This window comes from Oceanobacillus sp. FSL W7-1293, from assembly GCF_037969815.1.
Taxonomy (GTDB): Bacteria; Bacillota; Bacilli; order Bacillales; family Amphibacillaceae; genus Oceanobacillus; species Oceanobacillus oncorhynchi.
Map to the genome: position 1 here is coordinate 2,593,950 of NZ_CP150212.1, position 16,809 is coordinate 2,610,758.

A 16,809-nucleotide genomic window follows, 5' to 3' on the forward strand; every position below is an offset into this window, starting at 1 on the left:
AACAGATCATTAATCCTTTTAGGCAGGTTGTTGTGATACATTTGTCAGTATTCCCAATTTACGTTTCCCCTTCCCTGCAAAATATTGCAGAGCAGGGCATTTTATTCAAGCTGATATTTTTCAAGCTTATAATACAGATTGCGGACAGATATTTGTAACGCTTTTGCTGTCTTTGTCTTGTTTTTATTACATTGCAGATACACTTCCTGCAAGTATTTTTTTTCAAAACGATCTAACGCTTCCTGTAATTTTAACGGTTTATCTGTCTGTACCATATCCGGCCCTGCTGTCATTTCCTTCGTTTGCAATTTAGGCAAATCAGATACTTCAATCTGCTCCTCCATGTTGCCGATAAATATCATGGAATGACTGATAACATTAGCCATTTCCCTGACATTCCCCGGCCAATGATATGTCATTAGTTTTTTTAACGCTTCATCCGATATCCTTTGCACATTTTTTCCATATTCTTCGTTCAGCTGATGGATGATATGCTCCACCAACTCAGGGATATCCTCTTCTCTCTCCTTCAGCGATGGAATGGATATCGGAAGTTTATTAATGAGATAATAAAGATCTTCACGAAATTTCTCATTCATCACAGCCTTCTCCAGATTCGTATTCGTTCCGGCAATCACACGGACATCAACAGGCACCGAATTGGATGCGCCGACTGGAGTGACTCTGTTCTCCTTGAGCACATAGATTAATTTTTCCTGGATTGATAAAGATAATTCACCAATTTCATCAAGAAAAATACTTCCATTGTTCGCCTGTTCAAACAGACCTTCCTTTTTTATCAGCTGTTCTGCCTGCTCCTCTGCCGAACCAAACAGTTCTTTTTCCAGCATTGGTTCTGACAATGCAGCACAGTTCACACGAATAAATTTATTAAATTTCCGATCACTTTCATGGTGTATTGCATGGGCGAATAATTCTTTGCCGGTGCCGGTTTCCCCTCTCAAAAGAACAATAGCCGGTGCTTTGGCAGCTACTTTTGCCTGTTCTAAAGCAAGCTTCATTTCGGATGAGTTACCAATAATATCATCGAATGTATACCTTGCTTCCAAATTACGGATGATTTGTCTGGCACGCTTTAACTCCCTTGTCACAGATTGTAATTCACTGACGTCATGGAGCACGCCGACACTGCCTTTTATCTTTCCTTGTACAATCACCGGCGCCCCGTTAACGATAACATCTTTTTTTGACGGTCCGACCTTCATATGTACACCGCGAACAGCACGCCGGTTTTTTAAAACCTTCATGTGCACACTGTCCCCTTCAGATATATCTACTGTTGCCGGCTTCCCTATTACTTCCTCTTCGGTCAGACCAGTGATTCTCGTATAGGCGGGATTAATAATTAAGCCTTTTCCATGCTCATCCACCACACTGATTGCCTCATCCGAAGATTTAATAATGGCTTCCAGCATGGTTTTGATTTCATTTAAATCGGTATTTTCTTCTGCTAATTGCACTACTTCCGTAATGTCTTTGAAAACAGCAAAGGCTCCCACTAAATCTCCTGTTTTATTAATAATGGGGATTCGTGAAGCAATCACTTTCTTGCCATTATCTAAAATTGTCTTTTGGTTTAACTCTTTTCTTTGACTCCTTAACACGTGAGATAAACGGCTTGTTTTGAGTAAATCTTTGATATGCTTCCCTTTGTAGTCTTTTTCTTTTTTGCCGAGAATTTGTTCCGCCCGGCGATTCAACAGCTGAACCTGTTCCATTTTATTGACAACAATCATGCCGTCATTCATATGGTTTAAAATTAATTCCAAACGGCTCGCCTGTACTTTTACTTCATCTGTTAAAACAGTTTTTTCATGAATTAATTCATAAATAATATTGGCTACAGAACCAGGGATGATAATTGTCTTTCTTGGAAACAGCTCAATCATCTTTTCAAATAATTCCTCTTCGCCTGTTACGTTAATTACAATATCAATGTCATGGTGAATCCAATCTTTCCACTCTGTACTTGTATGAACATCCATTTCTTCCGCAAGCTTCATAGCAGGAGCGTCTGCTTCCTTGTCAACGATTGCACAAATCTGCATGCTTTTTGTTTCTTTAAACAGGCGGAATAATGCTGTACCACCTTTACCAGCGCCGACTATCAGAATTTGCTTCATACTTTTCATCCACCTTGAATTTATTTGCACAGTTTAATCATACGATACCATGCATAATTTAGCAAATGAATTCTATTTCTATTTTTCGACGTATTTTGATATACTTATAATGAAGTTTTAAGAAATTAAAGAGGCATCTGAACGGGCAGAAGATTGATGAATGATTGCAAGTATATCTATAAAGGAGCAGGAGTTTTTATGCAAAGAAACCTCGCTTTAATCATCCTATTTATTCCAGGGGTGATTGCAGCTTTTGGTATTAAATTGATGCGGGATACGCTTTTTGATACATTTTACCCGATTTTTATTTTTGGAAGCATTCAATTTATTGTTGGTTTGATTCTTTTTCTCGGCGGTCTGTTATTTCTTGGCGGCTTTATTGTCTACAGAGACAGGAAGAAGCGCAGTCAAGAAAAGGAATCAGCGAGCTGATTTATCCTGTTTCATTGAAACGGGATTTTTTCATTTAAACTACATTTCCGCTACACTGTTCATGCTTGCAGTAATACTAAAAATGAATTTTGATTCATCCTTACTAAACACTTGCTTTTCCTTCCAAATGGCCTAAAATGGTAAACATTTGTCCAGCAAAGAGAATAAAAACGGTATTTTCGTTATTTTTCTTTCTTTTTTTCATTTTCCTCTTTAATTTAACAGAAAATATGTTATATTAGTAAAAATAAAAAATACCACGCACTAAAAATCTTCGTAACTAAAATAGCTAGTTTATAGTGGGAATTTTGAAATGGGGTATCATGTAAATGAAAGTAGCAAAATTTGGAGGAAGTTCTGTAGCAAATGCAAAACAGATTAAAAAGGTAGCGAATATCATTAAGTCTGATTCCTCCCGAAAAGTAATTGTTGTATCTGCACCAGGGAAACGCTTCTCAGATGACGTAAAAATGACAGACTTATTAATCGAGCTTTGTTATGCAAAACAGCAAAATCAAGATTATGATTTGCAGTTACAAAACATCATGGCCAGATTTCAAGAAATAATAGAGGATTTAGGCCTTGGCCAGTCTATTTTAGAAGATATTCAGCAAACCATTGAAAAGTATCTTCAATTTGATATATCACCTATGGCACAGCTTGATGCTTTAAAATCCATCGGTGAAGACAGTTCTGCTAAAATCGTAAGTGCTTATTTAAAGCATTTAGGCCTAAACGCAAGCTATGTCAATCCAAAAGAGGCAGGAATTTTTGTCAGTAATGAACCTGGAAATGCTCAATTACTTCCTGAAAGCTTTTCCAGAATTTATAAACTAAGAGAACGTGACGGTGTATCTGTTGTTCCCGGATTCTTTGGTTATTCCGAAAATAATGATTTAGTCACCTTTTCACGGGGCGGTTCGGATATTACCGGAGCTATCTTAGCTGCCGGAACCAAAGCAAGCTTGTACGAAAATTTCACAGACGTTGATTCTGTTTTTGCGGTAAATCCAAACTTCGTGGAAAATCCTAAAGATATTACTGTTTTAACATATAAGGAAATGCGGGAATTATCGTATGCCGGCTTTTCTGTATTTCACGACGAAGCGCTTATCCCGGCTTTTAAAGAAGAAATCCCGGTCTGTATCAAAAATACCAATAACCCGGAAGCGCCCGGCACAATGGTAGTTGCAGAAAGAGATTCCACTGACCAATGTGTAGTAGGCATAGCAAGCGACGTCGGCTTCTGCAGCTTGTACGTCAGTAAATTCCTGATGAACCGGGAAGTCGGGTTCGGCCGAAAGCTGTTAAATATTTTTGAAGATGAAGGAATCTCCTTCGAGCATGCACCTTCTGGAATTGACGATATGTCTGTTATTTTCAGAGATCATCTTTTCACACCTGAAAAGGAACAGATTGTTATCGACCGTATCCGCAATGAATTGCATGTGGATACCGTAAGTATTCATCGTGATCTGGCTGTTGTTATGGTGGTCGGAGAAGGACTGGTAAACACAATTGGCGTAGCCGCTAAAGCTACCGCGTCGTTTGCTAAAGCGGGTATCAATATTGATATGATTAACCAAGGCTCTTCAGAAGTATCCATGATGTTTGGTGTTCACGCAGTTGATTTGGAAAAAGCGATTCAGTCGCTGTACAAAGAGTTTTTCACAGAAGATGAATCCAATTTAACTTTCCCTTCTGCAGCCGTAAGAGGCCATCAATAATACAAAAGCACAAAGCATCGCATAGGAGTGAAATTCCGCTCTCATGCGATGCTTTTTTTGAAACAAATCCCGTTATGCAAACGTATAACAGCTATCTACTGACAGAAAGGTGTTTTAGTTATGAAAAATGCCAAAAAAGTCACCTCCTTACTTGCAATATCTTGCATGCTTTGTATTATAGTCGGTCCGTTAGGTATTTGGAAAGTATATCAAAAAGCAGCTTTCCCAGGAGATTTAACAGCAAATGAACTAGAAATAAATGAACCCTTCTCACCGGCAGATAACCGGAAAACCACAGAAATTTGGGCCTACCCGGCAACAACTAACACAAATGAAGTGCGGTGCATGACAGAAAAGGATAGGGAAAAAGTTTCTTTGGATTCTAAAAATACGGAAGTCACCTTTTCAGATACAGAGGTAACTCATCTTTTTACTAACGATGGCGAGTACTCTCATTTTGACCGCATACAATGTCAGGGCGAAGGTATAGAATCCATTTACATTTCCTCTCACTTCTCTGATCAGACGGCGCTTCGTTTTATTCTTGCTCTCTCTATAGCTACACCTGTTTTAGCCGGAACTGGATTTATCTTATATCGCAGGAATCAAAAGTGAAAAAATAAAGACACACAAGCAGTTCATGCTTCAACCTGCTTGTGTGTCTTTATTTACCAAGAGCAATAAAACGCTGTTCTATCATATTTTTTCGAATTATTCCATGCATCCAAAATCTTTCCCTTTCACAAAAAAAGACACTGTGCTAGAACAAAAAGTCTATGCACAGTATCTAAATAGCTGTTATTTATTAAAAGTTTAAGAGATAATACTTCTTTACGTCTGACTTAATAGTTCGTCAGATACTGCTCGCGCTCCCATGGGTGCACAGTTGTGCGGAACATATCCCACTCAATATCTTTTGCTTCAATAAAGTGTTCGAATAAATGCTCGCCTAAAGATTCAACAAGCACTTCATCCTGCTCAAGCAAATCCATTGCTTCTTTTAAAGTAGACGGTAAATCTTTCACACCATTCTCTTCGCGCTCTGCTTTATTCATAACATAAATGTTGCGGTCAACAGATTCTGGCACGTCTAATTTTCTCTTAATGCCGTCTAAGCCAGAAGCTAACAGTACGGATAATGCCATATACGGGTTAGCAGCCGGGTCAACACTTCGTACTTCTACACGAGTACTTAAACCGCGTGAGCTCGGAATACGGACAAGCGGGCTGCGGTTAGATGCAGACCACGCCACGTAACAAGGCGCTTCGTATCCAGGTACAAGACGCTTATAAGAGTTGACCGTAGGGTTTGTTATTGCTGTAAAGTTTGTCGCATGATCAATAATGCCGGCGATAAACTGATAAGCTGTCTGACTTAGTTCTAACTCACCTTTTGTATCGTAAAATTTATTTTCTTTTCCTGAGAAAAGAGACATATTTACATGCATTCCTGAGCCATTCACTCCGAATAATGGTTTCGGCATAAATGTAGCGTGTAAATTATGCTTTCTGGCAATGGTTTTTACTACCAGCTTGAAGGTTTGAATATCGTCTGCATGCTTCACTGCATCCGAATATTTAAAATCAATTTCATGCTGTCCAGGGGCAACCTCATGGTGGGATGCTTCAATTTCAAAGCCCATTTCTTCCAGCTCTAATACAATATCACGTCGGCAGTTTTCACCAAGGTCTGTCGGCGCTAAGTCAAAATAACCGCCGTGGTCATTCAATTCCAGTGTAGGTTCTCTGTTTTCATCCAATTTGAATAAGAAGAACTCCGGCTCCGCACCAATATTAAATGCATCAAATCCTAGTTCCTCCATTTTTTTCAGGTTGCGTTTCAGGTTATAACGCGGGCAGCCTGCAAAAGGAGTACCATCCGGATTATAGATATCACAGATAAAACGCGCCACTTTTCCTTTTTCAGAAGTCCAAGGGAATACAATGAATGTATCCAAATCAGGATGTAAGAGCATATCTGATTCTTCAATACGGACAAACCCTTCGATGCTGGACCCGTCAAAAGCCATTTTATTATCTAATGCTTTGTCAAGCTGGCTTAAAGGAATTTCAACGTTTTTAATGGTTCCGAGCATATCTGTAAACTGCAGGCGGATAAAACGTACATTCTCCTCTTTAATCTGTGTAATAATTTCTTCTCTGGTTAATTTCTTAGCCATTTGTTCTCCTCCTAAAAATTCATTTAAGTATGAAAAGAAAACCTCCACTACACTGTCTTTGCAGCGAAAACTCTTTTAACCTGATGTTAATGCTTTATAAAAAAGCGTGCCAGTTCTCCTTGCCTCATGCTGGCTTTTCCATACCTTCCCGCTTCGTTTAATTCATTTTTCAAGATTCCTCTAAGCTCTTTATCCGTTAAATTAGCCGGCGTTTTTTTCTCTTTCTTCGGTGCTTCTTCCGGGGTTTCTTTGTTTTCTTCATCCAGCAGAAGCTTGATGCCAGCCATATTTAATCCTTTGTCTAAGAGATCCTTGATTTGAAGCAGCCTGTCTACATCATTAAATGAAAATAGACGCTGATTTCCTTTTGTCCGCTCGGGAGCAATTAAATCATTTGCTTCATAGTAACGAATTTGTCTCGCAGTCAGTTCGGTTAATTTCATAACTATTCCTATTGAGAATAAGGGCATTGAACGACGGTCTTGATCATTCAAAAGATGACCCCCTTCTTTATATGATACATTCAGTATAATGGATGTCAGATTTAATGTCAATTAAATGTTAGGTTATTTAACATATAAATTATTCCATACTTGTTTTTACCCTCTCACTAAGAAATAAAACCTTGATTTTTCAATGTTTTTACTGCTTCGATAATGGCAATTTTCACATGCGTATAGTTTAAACCGCCCTGAACATAAGCTGTATATGGAGCACGGATAGGCCCGTCCGCAGACAGCTCGATGCTCGCCCCTTGTATAAACGTTCCTGCTGCCATAATCACTTCATCTTCATATCCCGGCATTTCACTCGGATAAGGTGTAACATAAGAATTAATAGGAGAGTTCTCTTGAATCGCCTGACAAAAAGCAATCATTTCCTCCGCTGTATGAAAAGTAACTGTTTGTATCAGGTCTGTTCTTTTTTCGTGATAGGACGGGGCTGTCCGGAACCCGGCCAGCTCCAGAAAACGCGCTGTGAACAAGGCGCCCTTTAAGGCTTCCCCTACAGTATGCGGCGCCATGAAGAAACCCTGATACATTTCCTGAAGCATACCGAGAGAAGCTCCTGTTTCCTTGCCCAGACCAGGAGCTGTCAGACGGTTTGCACATAAATGGATCAGGTCTTGACGGCCTGCAATATATCCTCCTGCCCGGACTAATCCGCCGCCTGGGTTTTTAATGAGTGAACCGGCAATCAAGTCGGCACCGACATGCAGCGGTTCTTTTGTTTCTGTAAACTCCCCATAGCAATTATCAACAAATACGATAACGGATGGATCAATGGCTTTCACAAAATCCACCATTTCTTTTATTTCACTAATCGTGAAGGAAGGTCTGGCATCATAACCTTTTGAACGCTGGATAGCAATAACTTTCGTCTGCTTTGTCCAGCTGCTTTTTATCGCTTCAAAGTCAATTTCCCCTGTTTCTTTTAAGGCAACCTCACGATACCCAATTTGAAAATCAGCAAGCGATCCTTCTTCTTTGCCGGGCTTCCCGATTACTTCCTCCAAGGTATCATATGGATGCCCCGTAATATAAACAAGCTCATCCTGCGGGCGGAGGATACCGAATAAAGCTGTTGTAATAGCATGTGTGCCCGAAACAATCTGCGGACGCACAACGGCATCCTCTCCGCCGAAAACCTGCGCATATACAGCTTCTAAGCCTTCCCGGCCTAAATCATCGTATCCATAGCCTGTCGTCCCTTGCAGGTGTGCGTCACTAATCCGATGATTTCGGAAGGCCTCCAAAACACGCTGCTGATTTTTCTCTACAATCTTTTGAATATACTGGTGACCTTCTAAACAATCTTTTTCTGCTTCTATTATAAGTGATTCTGCTTGCATCGTTTACTTCTCCTCTACAAATCGGTGAAATGGATGATTTTTTCTGACATAGCCCTGCACATGAAATTGGTTCGTTTCCTCCAGCAGTTCTTTTTTGACAACTAACGCTGCTGACTGAAGCTGGTACAACAAATCTCCTTCACTTGAATCTAACACAATGTCAAATAAATCCCATTCTTCTTTTAATACTTCTTCCATTTTGATTAATAATGCATGTAAGTCTTCTTCCTCTAACGCACTGATTTGAATATTAGGGAATTGGTTTGCCAAAAAGAAATCGGCTTCCAGCTGATCCTTTTTATTATACACGGTCAATACCGGAATGTGGCCGGCATCTAATTCCTGCAATAATTTGCGGACAGTCTCCTGCTGCTGTAATAAATCCGGGTCTGAAATATCAACCACATGAAGAAGAAAATCTGCTTCTGTCACTTCCTCCAGTGTTGATTTAAACGCAGCAATCAGGGCCGTCGGGAGATCCTGGATAAACCCGACTGTATCTGTTATCAAGCTCTTCAGGCCGCCGGGAAATTGAATACGGCGCGTGAGCGGGTCCAATGTCGCAAATAATTGATCCTCTTCTAATGAGCGGCTGTTTGTCAACCGGTTAAATATCGTTGATTTCCCCGCATTCGTATATCCGACAATCGCTATTTGAAAAACATCGTTTGATCGTCTGCGCTTCCGATATTGATCCCGCTGCTTTACAACCAGCTGTAATCGGCGCTTGATATCATAGATTCTTCTTTCGATATGCCGGCGGTCTGTTTCCAATTTTGTCTCCCCAGGGCCTCTTGTCCCGATTCCGCCGCCAAGTCTGGATAGATTAGCCCCTTGTCCATGCAAACGGGGAAGCAAATACTCCAACTGAGCCAGCTCGACCTGGAGCTTCCCTTCCTTCGTTTGTGCACGCATTGCAAAAATATCCAATATCAATTGACTTCGGTCCAGGACACGAACATCCAGCGTATCTGCTAAATTGCGAACCTGACCAGCCGACAGCTCATTATTAGCTACCACTAAATTAATTTCTTCTGCACGAACGATCTGAGCAACTTCCTGAAGCTTTCCTTCACCGATATAGGTTGCTGGATGGATACGTTCCCTGTTTTGTGTGATAACGCCTTGAACCTGCCCTCCTGCAGTTTTACATAAAGAAACAAGCTCATCTAAAGAAGACTGGAATTGACGTTCAGATCTTTCGGATTGGTTAACCGCAATTACTAATACATTTTCTACTGTCATAGCCTACCTCTTTCTTAAAATAGTTTTTACTATTATCATTCCCATTATTTCTATTCTAGCAACAAATCCTGATCTGTTAAAACAATTAAATCCCTGGATACCAATTTATCAGAGGTTAGCAGCCGGACCGCCTGCAGCCGGATTGCTTTTTCAATTATATTTCGTACATATCTCGCATTCGAAAAATTATAATTATCTTCCCGCAGTTTTTTTGCCAAATGATTGCGAAACTTCCATTCCGCCTGTTTTGATAATTGATATTGTCTTTCACTCAGCATGCGATTTCCTATATTCAATAATTCATCCACAGAGTAATCATCAAAATCTAAAATAAATGGAAAGCGGGATTCAAGGCCGGGATTCATCGAAAGAAACCGGTCCATTTCACGCGGATAACCAGCAAGGATGAGAACCATATCTTCCCGTCCGTCTTCCATATGCTTCACAAGCAAATCAATCGCCTCTTTACCAAAATCCTTTTCTCCGCCGCGGGATAATGAATAAGCTTCATCAATAAACAGAATACCGCCCATCGCCTTCTGAATAACTGCTCTTGTTTTTTGCGCTGTCTGGCCGATATATTCTCCGACTAAATCAGCACGCTCCGCCTCTATAAAATGCCCTTTTGAGAGGATATTCATATCATGATAAAGCTTTGCTAATTTCCGGGCTACCGTTGTCTTTCCCGTTCCCGGATTTCCCTTAAACAGCATATGAAGAACCTGTTTCGTGCTTTTTAATCCTTCTTCCTTTCTCTTTTCATTGATAAGAATACTTGCATAAATCTCTTTAATGGACGTTTTTAAATCATTTAACCCGACAAACGATGCAAATTCTTTATCGACGATTTCAAGCGGCGAATGCTTTTGTTTTTTTACACGGAGATTCGCGCCGGATTGCGGTGTATTCTCACTTAATATAATATTAATACGGCCGTTTTTATACCCTTCTGCCTGTGCCAATTCTCCATCACCCCTTATTCCCTAACAATATACGCAAATACCTAAAAAGAAGTGACAGATGCCTATAAAGATTCGCCATAGGCTTATCAAAGCATAATGCTTTTACCTTCATTAAAAAAGTATATTCATACAATAAGCGAGCTGCCCATCTAATAACAGACAGGTAACTCGCTTATTTATCGCTTTGTTTTTACATATTTGCAACAGTCGGCAAGGAAGTGGTTCCCATTAAATATTCATCAACCTGATAAGCCGCTTCTCTTCCTTCATTAATCGCCCAGACAATTAAACTCTGACCACGGCGGGCATCTCCTGCTGTAAATATATTTTCTTCTGTTGTTAAAAACTTTCCATAAGCTGCAAGCACACGGTTTCGCATCGTTTTCACCCCAAATGCTTTGACAGCTGTTTCCTCAGCACCTTCAAAACCGATAGCAATTAAAACAAGCTGTGCCGGCCATACTTTTTCAGTTCCTGGTATTTCCTCAAAAAAGAATACGCCATTTTCATCCTGTTTTTTCTCCATTTGAATCGTATGCAGTTCTTTTAAATTCCCCAGCTCATCTGTTACAAATTTTTGTGTCTGAATGGAATATTCACGAATATCCTTCCTGAATTTTTCTTTTGCTTCCTTGTGCGCGTATTCCAGGCTGAATACCTGCGGATAAGCCGGCCATTGATTGGATCCGGCCCGCATCACTGGCAGCTGCGGATGCTTTCCGAATTGAACAATGCTTTTAGCACCCTGACGAAGGGCTGTTGCGATGCAATCCGCACCTGTATCTCCGCCACCGATAACAATCACATCTTTTCCTTCTGCATTTAACTCCTCTTCCAATTCGATATCTGCATCAAGCAGCTTTTTCGTTGAGCGGGTCAGATAATCCATCGCAAAGCGGATTCCTTTTCCATCTCTTCCTTCTAACGGCAGATCACGATGCTTTTGGGCACCAGTACAAATAAGCACAGAATCAAAGCTTGCTTTGATTTCCTCAGCTGAAATATCCTTTCCTACCTCGGTGTTTAACACAAAACGAATCCCTTCCTGCCCAAGCAATTGAATACGCCGTTCCACGACTCCCTTATCCAGCTTCATGTTTGGAATACCATAGGTCAATAATCCACCGGCGCGGTCTGCACGTTCGTAAATAGTTACTTCATGCCCCGCCTGGTTTAATTGATCCGCTGCCGCTAATCCAGCTGGTCCCGAACCAATAACAGCGATTTTTTTGCCAGTACGCACTTCTGGAATTCGCGGTTCAATCCAGCCTTCTTCAAAGCCTTTATCAATAATTTTCTGCTCAATATTCTTGATCGATACAGCAGGGTCATTAATTGCTACGGTACAAGAGCCTTCACATGGGGCAGGACAAACTCTCCCGGTGAATTCAGGAAAATTATTAGTTTTCATCAACCTGTCTAACGCTTCTCTCCATCTGCCTTTATAAACAAGGTCATTCCACTCCGGAATCAGATTATAGACAGGGCAGCCTGAGGTTGCCCCCTCGATTTCCATGCCGATATGACAAAACGGAATACTGCAATCCATGCAGCGCGCACCCTGCTGGCTTGCTGCATCATCAGAGAAGGTGCCAGCGTACTCTTTCCAGTCTTTTATTCTTTCAAGCGGGTCACGCTCCGTTGCTTTTTTTCTTTTAATTTCCATAAATCCAGTTGCTTTACCCATTTACTCTGGCTCCTTTCTCTTCCTTCATCAAGGATTCCTCATCTAGCTTTACGGTCATTTCGTTATTTTTCTTTGCCATAAACGCTTCATAACGCGCATCTTCAGCACTTAATCCCTGTTCTTTAAACCATTGAATCTGCTGAAGCATTAATTTATAGTCTGCCGGGATTACTTTGACAAATTTCTTCACTTCTTCCTTCCAGTGCTTTAAGATAAATGCTGCTTTCTCACTGTTGGTATAATCTAAATGATTGATAATCAAATCTTTTACTTCTTCCTGTTCTCCCAGATCAGTTATTTCTTCAAATTGAATCAGCGTCGCATTTGTCAAAGCTCGGAAAGCAGGAACATCATCCGGCCTTACATAAGCAATTCCGCCAGACATTCCAGCTGCGAAGTTTTTACCGACATTGCCAAGGATAACCACTCTGCCGCCTGTCATATACTCGCATCCATGATCTCCGACGCCTTCTACAACAATTTTTGCACCGCTGTTTCTGACTGCAAAACGCTCGCCGGCATAGCCATGAATATATGCTTCACCGTTTGTTGCACCATAGAAGGAAACATTTCCTGCGATGACATTATGGCTTGCGTCAATGGTTGTTTCTTCCGGCGCACGCACAATCACTTTCCCTCCTGAAAGCCCTTTGCCTACATAGTCATTGGCATCTCCAGTTACTGTCATGGTCATACCTGCTGGAATAAACGCACCGAAGCTTTGACCGGCTGAACCGGTAAAATGTAGATTGATGGTATCCTCCGGCAGGCCTTCCTCTCCATATTTAGCTGTAATCTCACTGCCGGCAATCGTACCGGCAACACGATCCGTATTTTTTATAGAGAAGCTGGCTTCCATTGCTTCGCCTGTTTCCAATGATTCTTGAACAGCAGGCAGAATTTCTTTTATATCTAAGGATTGATCTAATTTATGATCCTGCTGTGTGGTGTTTCTTTTGGTTCCTTCCACCTGATAAACAAGCGTTGATAAATCGAGATGCTTCGCTTTCCAATGTGCGTCAGCACGCGCTGACCTTTCCAGATATTCTGTACGCCCAATCATTTCATCCATTGTCCGGAAGCCAAGCTCTGCCATAATTTCCCGGACCTCTTCCGCAATAAACTGCATATAGTTCACAACATGGTCCGGGTCTCCGGCAAACTTTTTACGAAGCTCCGGATTTTGGGTAGCGACACCGACTGGGCAGGTATCCTTGTGACAGACGCGCATCATCACACAGCCGACTACAACGAGCGGCGCTGTAGCAAACCCATATTCCTCCGCTCCCAGCAAAGCTGCTGTTACAACGTCTTTTCCAGTTAGCAGCTTACCGTCTGTTTCTAAAATAACACGGTCTCTCAGTCCGTTTATCATTAATGTCTGATGCGCCTCTGCCAAACCCAGTTCCCACGGCAGACCAGTATGCTTAATACTTGTTTTTGGCGAAGCTCCTGTTCCTCCATCATAACCGACTACAGAAATAACATCTGCATTTCCTTTAGCCACACCGGCAGCTATCGTTCCGACACCTGATTTAGCAACTAGCTTGACACTTACTCTTGCGTTGCGATTCGCATTTTTCAAGTCATGGATTAACTGCGCCAAATCTTCAATTGAGTAAATATCGTGATGTGGAGGCGGAGAAATTAAATCGACTCCAGATGTCGACCTGCGCACATCAGCAACCCATGGATATACTTTTTCCGCTGGCAGCTGACCGCCTTCTCCAGGCTTCGCTCCTTGCGCAACTTTAATTTGCAGTTCTTTCGCATTTACTAAATAGTTGCTCGTAACACCAAAGCGGCCGGATGCTACCTGCTTAATTGCGCTGGATCGTAAATCCCCATTCGCATCCGGGGTGAAGCGTGCTGTATCCTCGCCGCCTTCTCCGCTGTTGCTTTTACCGCCGAGACGATTCATGGCAATTGCCAATGTCTCATGCGCCTCTTTACTAATAGATCCGAACGACATCGCTCCTGTTTTAAATCGTTTTACAATCGTGTCCACAGATTCTACCTCATCGATAGAAATCGAGTTTGTCTTTTTAAAGTCAAATAGATTTCGTAAAAAGCCGATACGCGCTTCATTTGATTCTTTAGAAAATTGCTTGAACAGCTTATAGTCCCCGCGCCGGCAGGACCATTGCAGCTTATAAATCGTTGATGGATTAAATGCGTGATGTTCACCTGTTTTTCGCCATTGAAACTCACTTCCTGAATCCAGAAGCTGATCAAATGCTTCCTGATACCCTTCCTGATGACGTTTCTCTGTTTCAAGCTGAATCACACCCAAATCAATTCCGTCTATTTGCGAAGCCGTTCCGGTAAAATAATCTTCAATGACTTGCTTGCTGATGCCGACCGCCTCAAAAATCTGAGCACCGCGATAGCTCTGTACAGTTGAAATTCCGATTTTAGACATTACTTTGATAATACCTTCTGTCGCCACGGCAATGTATTTTGCCTGTGCTTCTTTTGGATTTAACGCTAACTTATCCATTTCAAATGCCTGATGGTAGGTTTGATACACGAGATATGGGTAAATCGCATCGACTCCATAACCAAGCATGGCTGCAAAATGATGGACCTCACGCGCTTCTCCTGACTGGATAAGGATACTTGCTTTTGTCCGGATACCTTCACGAATTAAATATTGATGCAGCCCGCTGACCGCAAGCAGGGCAGGTATCGCTTTTTGCATTTGATCCATTTCTGTATCCCGAAGTACCAGTATATTTTTCCCTTTATAGATTGCAGCTTTCGCTTGTTCAAATACTTGTTTCAGCGCAGCTTCCAAATCATCTGTAAATAACGTTTCAATGACCTCCGCTTTTAAGCCGTCTATTTCGTTATTTTCAATTCTTTTCATCTGCACATTCGATAGAATTGGTGAATCTAAGCGGATTCGTCTTTTCTTTTCAGTTTCCGGGTGAAGTATATCCCCCTCGCTTCCGAGCCAGGTCAGCATGGATGTCACTAACTGCTCCCGATAAGCATCAATCGGCGGATTCGTCACCTGAGCAAAGAGCTGTTTAAAATAATTGAACAGACTTTGCGGACGTTCGGATAGAACAGCTAACGGAGCATCATTCCCCATTGCACCGATCGGATCCTTTCCATCCTGCACAAGCGGAATCAAATACTTTTCAATATCCTCCATCGTATAACCGAATGCTTTTTGCTTATGGTACAATTGCGGATCCATTTCTATGCTTTCATCAACTTCTGGAGCTAAGACGGCGGTTTGTCCCTTTACCCAATCCTGATAAGGATATTCTGTTATAATAGCAGATTTTATCTCTTCATCGGAAACAATTCTTCCTTTCTCGATATCTACTAACAGCATTTTCCCCGGGCTTAATCGTTCCTTTAATAAAACATTGCTTTCCTCTACGTCAACGACACCTACTTCAGAGGAATAGATAATGTAATCATCCTTTGTCACATAATACCTTGCCGGGCGCAGTCCATTTCGATCTAATATTGCTCCGATTTGCTTCCCATTCGTAAAGGTAATTGATGTTGGCCCATCCCAAGGTTCCATCATCAGACTGTGATATTGATAAAAAGCGCGTCTTTCCTGATTCATATGGCTATTCTTATCCCATGGTTCAGGAATCAGCATCATCGCCGCATGAGCAGGCTCTCTTCCTGCAAGTGTTAAAAATTCCAGTGCATTATCTAATGTTGCTGAATCACTTCCGTCACTGCGGATAATTGGCAGCAGTTTTTCTAAATCATCGCCAAATGCATCAGAAACAAATTGTTTTTCTCTCGCCCGCATCCAATTGACATTTCCCCGTAATGTATTAATTTCGCCATTATGGATTAAATAGCGGTTCGGATGCGCCCGTTCCCAGGATGGAAATGTGTTAGTACTGAAACGGGAATGAACAAGTGAAAAAGCTGAAACAAAATCTTTTTCCTGTAAATCTAAATAAAATCCGTTCACCTGCTCCGGAGTCAGCAAGCCCTTATATACAATGGTTCTGGCAGAAAGACTCGGAACATAGAAGCGAATATTCTTTTCCTCAGCCCAATGCTCTGCTTGTTTACGAATCACATACAGCTTTCTTTCAAAAGCCATTTCATCTGCCGCCATAGTCGACCGAATAAATACCTGCTTAACTTCCGGGAGCGTTTCTACTGCGCCTTTCCCGATACAAGCAGTGTCTACAGGCACATCTCTCCATCCAATCAACTGCTGTCTCTCCTCAGCAATCAACTGATTGACTTGGTTTATGACTGCTGTTTGCTCTTGTTTATCTTGAGAAAGAAAGATCATACCCACAGCATATTCTCCTGTAGATGGCAGTTGAAATTCCGGACAGACTCTTCTGAAATATTGATCGGGAATCTGTACCATTAAACCAGAACCGTCGCCCGTCATCGGATCACTTCCCTGTCCGCCACGATGCTCTAGCTTACAAAGCATATCCAGCCCTTTTGTAACTATGTCATGCGTCTGCTTCCCTTTAATATGTGCATATAAGCCAATGCCGCAAGCATCATGTTCAAAATCCGGGTGGTATAGACCTTGTGCTTTTGGCAAATCTTGAAATATCATCTTTGTTCCTCCA

Annotated in this window: 11 protein-coding genes; 3 read left to right on the forward strand and 8 right to left on the reverse strand. The window is 41.5% G+C overall.

Going from position 1 to position 16,809, the window contains the following annotated elements; genetic code table 11:
• Nucleotides 1-101: 101 nt before the first annotated feature.
• A complete protein-coding gene (locus MKY65_RS12795; RefSeq protein WP_339177383.1) occupies nucleotides 102-2,144 on the reverse strand; it encodes a sigma 54-interacting transcriptional regulator in 2,043 nt (680 codons plus the stop codon).
• A gap of 198 nt (nucleotides 2,145-2,342) precedes the next feature.
• Between MKY65_RS12795 and MKY65_RS12800 the strand changes: the two genes are divergently transcribed.
• The 3 genes from MKY65_RS12800 (at nucleotide 2,343) to MKY65_RS12810 (ending at nucleotide 4,918) form a co-directional block, all read left to right on the forward strand.
• The gene (locus MKY65_RS12800) at nucleotides 2,343-2,576 is read left to right on the forward strand and encodes a DUF2627 family protein (RefSeq protein ID WP_339177385.1); all 234 of its coding nucleotides are present in this window, start codon (nucleotides 2,343-2,345) and stop codon (nucleotides 2,574-2,576) included.
• A gap of 329 nt (nucleotides 2,577-2,905) precedes the next feature.
• Complete coding sequence (locus tag MKY65_RS12805) at nucleotides 2,906-4,303, forward strand: aspartate kinase (RefSeq protein ID WP_339177387.1); 1,398 nt, start codon at nucleotides 2,906-2,908, stop codon at nucleotides 4,301-4,303.
• A gap of 120 nt (nucleotides 4,304-4,423) precedes the next feature.
• Complete coding sequence (locus MKY65_RS12810) at nucleotides 4,424-4,918, forward strand: hypothetical protein (protein ID WP_339177388.1); 495 nt, start codon at nucleotides 4,424-4,426, stop codon at nucleotides 4,916-4,918.
• 227 nt (nucleotides 4,919-5,145) lie between these two features.
• Here MKY65_RS12810 and glnA read toward each other — a convergent pair whose 3' ends face one another.
• The 7 genes from glnA to gltB all read right to left on the reverse strand — a co-directional run bounded on the left by glnA (nucleotide 5,146) and on the right by gltB (nucleotide 16,796).
• Nucleotides 5,146-6,483, reverse strand: a complete 1,338-nt coding sequence (gene glnA, locus MKY65_RS12815) for a type I glutamate--ammonia ligase (RefSeq protein ID WP_042534295.1) — start codon at nucleotides 6,481-6,483, stop codon at nucleotides 5,146-5,148.
• A gap of 86 nt (nucleotides 6,484-6,569) precedes the next feature.
• Complete coding sequence (locus MKY65_RS12820; protein ID WP_042534297.1) at nucleotides 6,570-6,977, reverse strand: MerR family transcriptional regulator; 408 nt, start codon at nucleotides 6,975-6,977, stop codon at nucleotides 6,570-6,572.
• A 116-nt stretch (nucleotides 6,978-7,093) separates the two neighbouring features.
• A complete protein-coding gene (locus MKY65_RS12825) occupies nucleotides 7,094-8,335 on the reverse strand; it encodes a methionine gamma-lyase family protein (protein WP_339177394.1) in 1,242 nt (413 codons plus the stop codon).
• Nucleotides 8,336-8,338: 3 nt separating this feature from the next.
• The gene (gene hflX / locus MKY65_RS12830; protein ID WP_339177397.1) at nucleotides 8,339-9,580 is read right to left on the reverse strand and encodes a GTPase HflX; all 1,242 of its coding nucleotides are present in this window, start codon (nucleotides 9,578-9,580) and stop codon (nucleotides 8,339-8,341) included.
• Between the two features lie 50 nt (nucleotides 9,581-9,630).
• Nucleotides 9,631-10,503, reverse strand: coding sequence for a stage V sporulation protein K (gene spoVK / locus MKY65_RS12835; protein WP_339185239.1), 873 nt, complete (start codon nucleotides 10,501-10,503; stop codon nucleotides 9,631-9,633).
• A gap of 229 nt (nucleotides 10,504-10,732) precedes the next feature.
• Nucleotides 10,733-12,229 (reverse strand): glutamate synthase subunit beta, encoded by a 1,497-nt coding sequence (locus MKY65_RS12840; RefSeq protein WP_339177400.1) that lies wholly within the window; start codon nucleotides 12,227-12,229, stop codon nucleotides 10,733-10,735.
• Entirely contained in the window at nucleotides 12,222-16,796 is a 4,575-nt protein-coding gene (gene gltB, locus MKY65_RS12845; RefSeq protein ID WP_339177403.1) for a glutamate synthase large subunit, read from the reverse strand. The genes MKY65_RS12840 and gltB overlap by 8 nt, the downstream gene beginning before the upstream one ends.
• Nucleotides 16,797-16,809: the final 13 nt, after the last annotated feature.

Coding starts and splice junctions, on each gene's coding strand:
- MKY65_RS12795 (WP_339177383.1), bottom strand. CDS start 2,144: ATGAAGCAAATTCTGATAGTCGGCGCTGGTAAAGGTGGTACAGCATTA.
- MKY65_RS12800 (WP_339177385.1), top strand. CDS start 2,343: ATGCAAAGAAACCTCGCTTTAATCATCCTATTTATTCCAGGGGTGATT.
- MKY65_RS12805 (WP_339177387.1), top strand. CDS start 2,906: ATGAAAGTAGCAAAATTTGGAGGAAGTTCTGTAGCAAATGCAAAACAG.
- MKY65_RS12810 (WP_339177388.1), top strand. CDS start 4,424: ATGAAAAATGCCAAAAAAGTCACCTCCTTACTTGCAATATCTTGCATG.
- glnA (WP_042534295.1), bottom strand. CDS start 6,483: ATGGCTAAGAAATTAACCAGAGAAGAAATTATTACACAGATTAAAGAG.
- MKY65_RS12825 (WP_339177394.1), bottom strand. CDS start 8,335: ATGCAAGCAGAATCACTTATAATAGAAGCAGAAAAAGATTGTTTAGAA.
- hflX (WP_339177397.1), bottom strand. CDS start 9,580: ATGACAGTAGAAAATGTATTAGTAATTGCGGTTAACCAATCCGAAAGA.
- MKY65_RS12840 (WP_339177400.1), bottom strand. CDS start 12,229: ATGGGTAAAGCAACTGGATTTATGGAAATTAAAAGAAAAAAAGCAACG.
- gltB (WP_339177403.1), bottom strand. CDS start 16,796: ATGATATTTCAAGATTTGCCAAAAGCACAAGGTCTATACCACCCGGAT.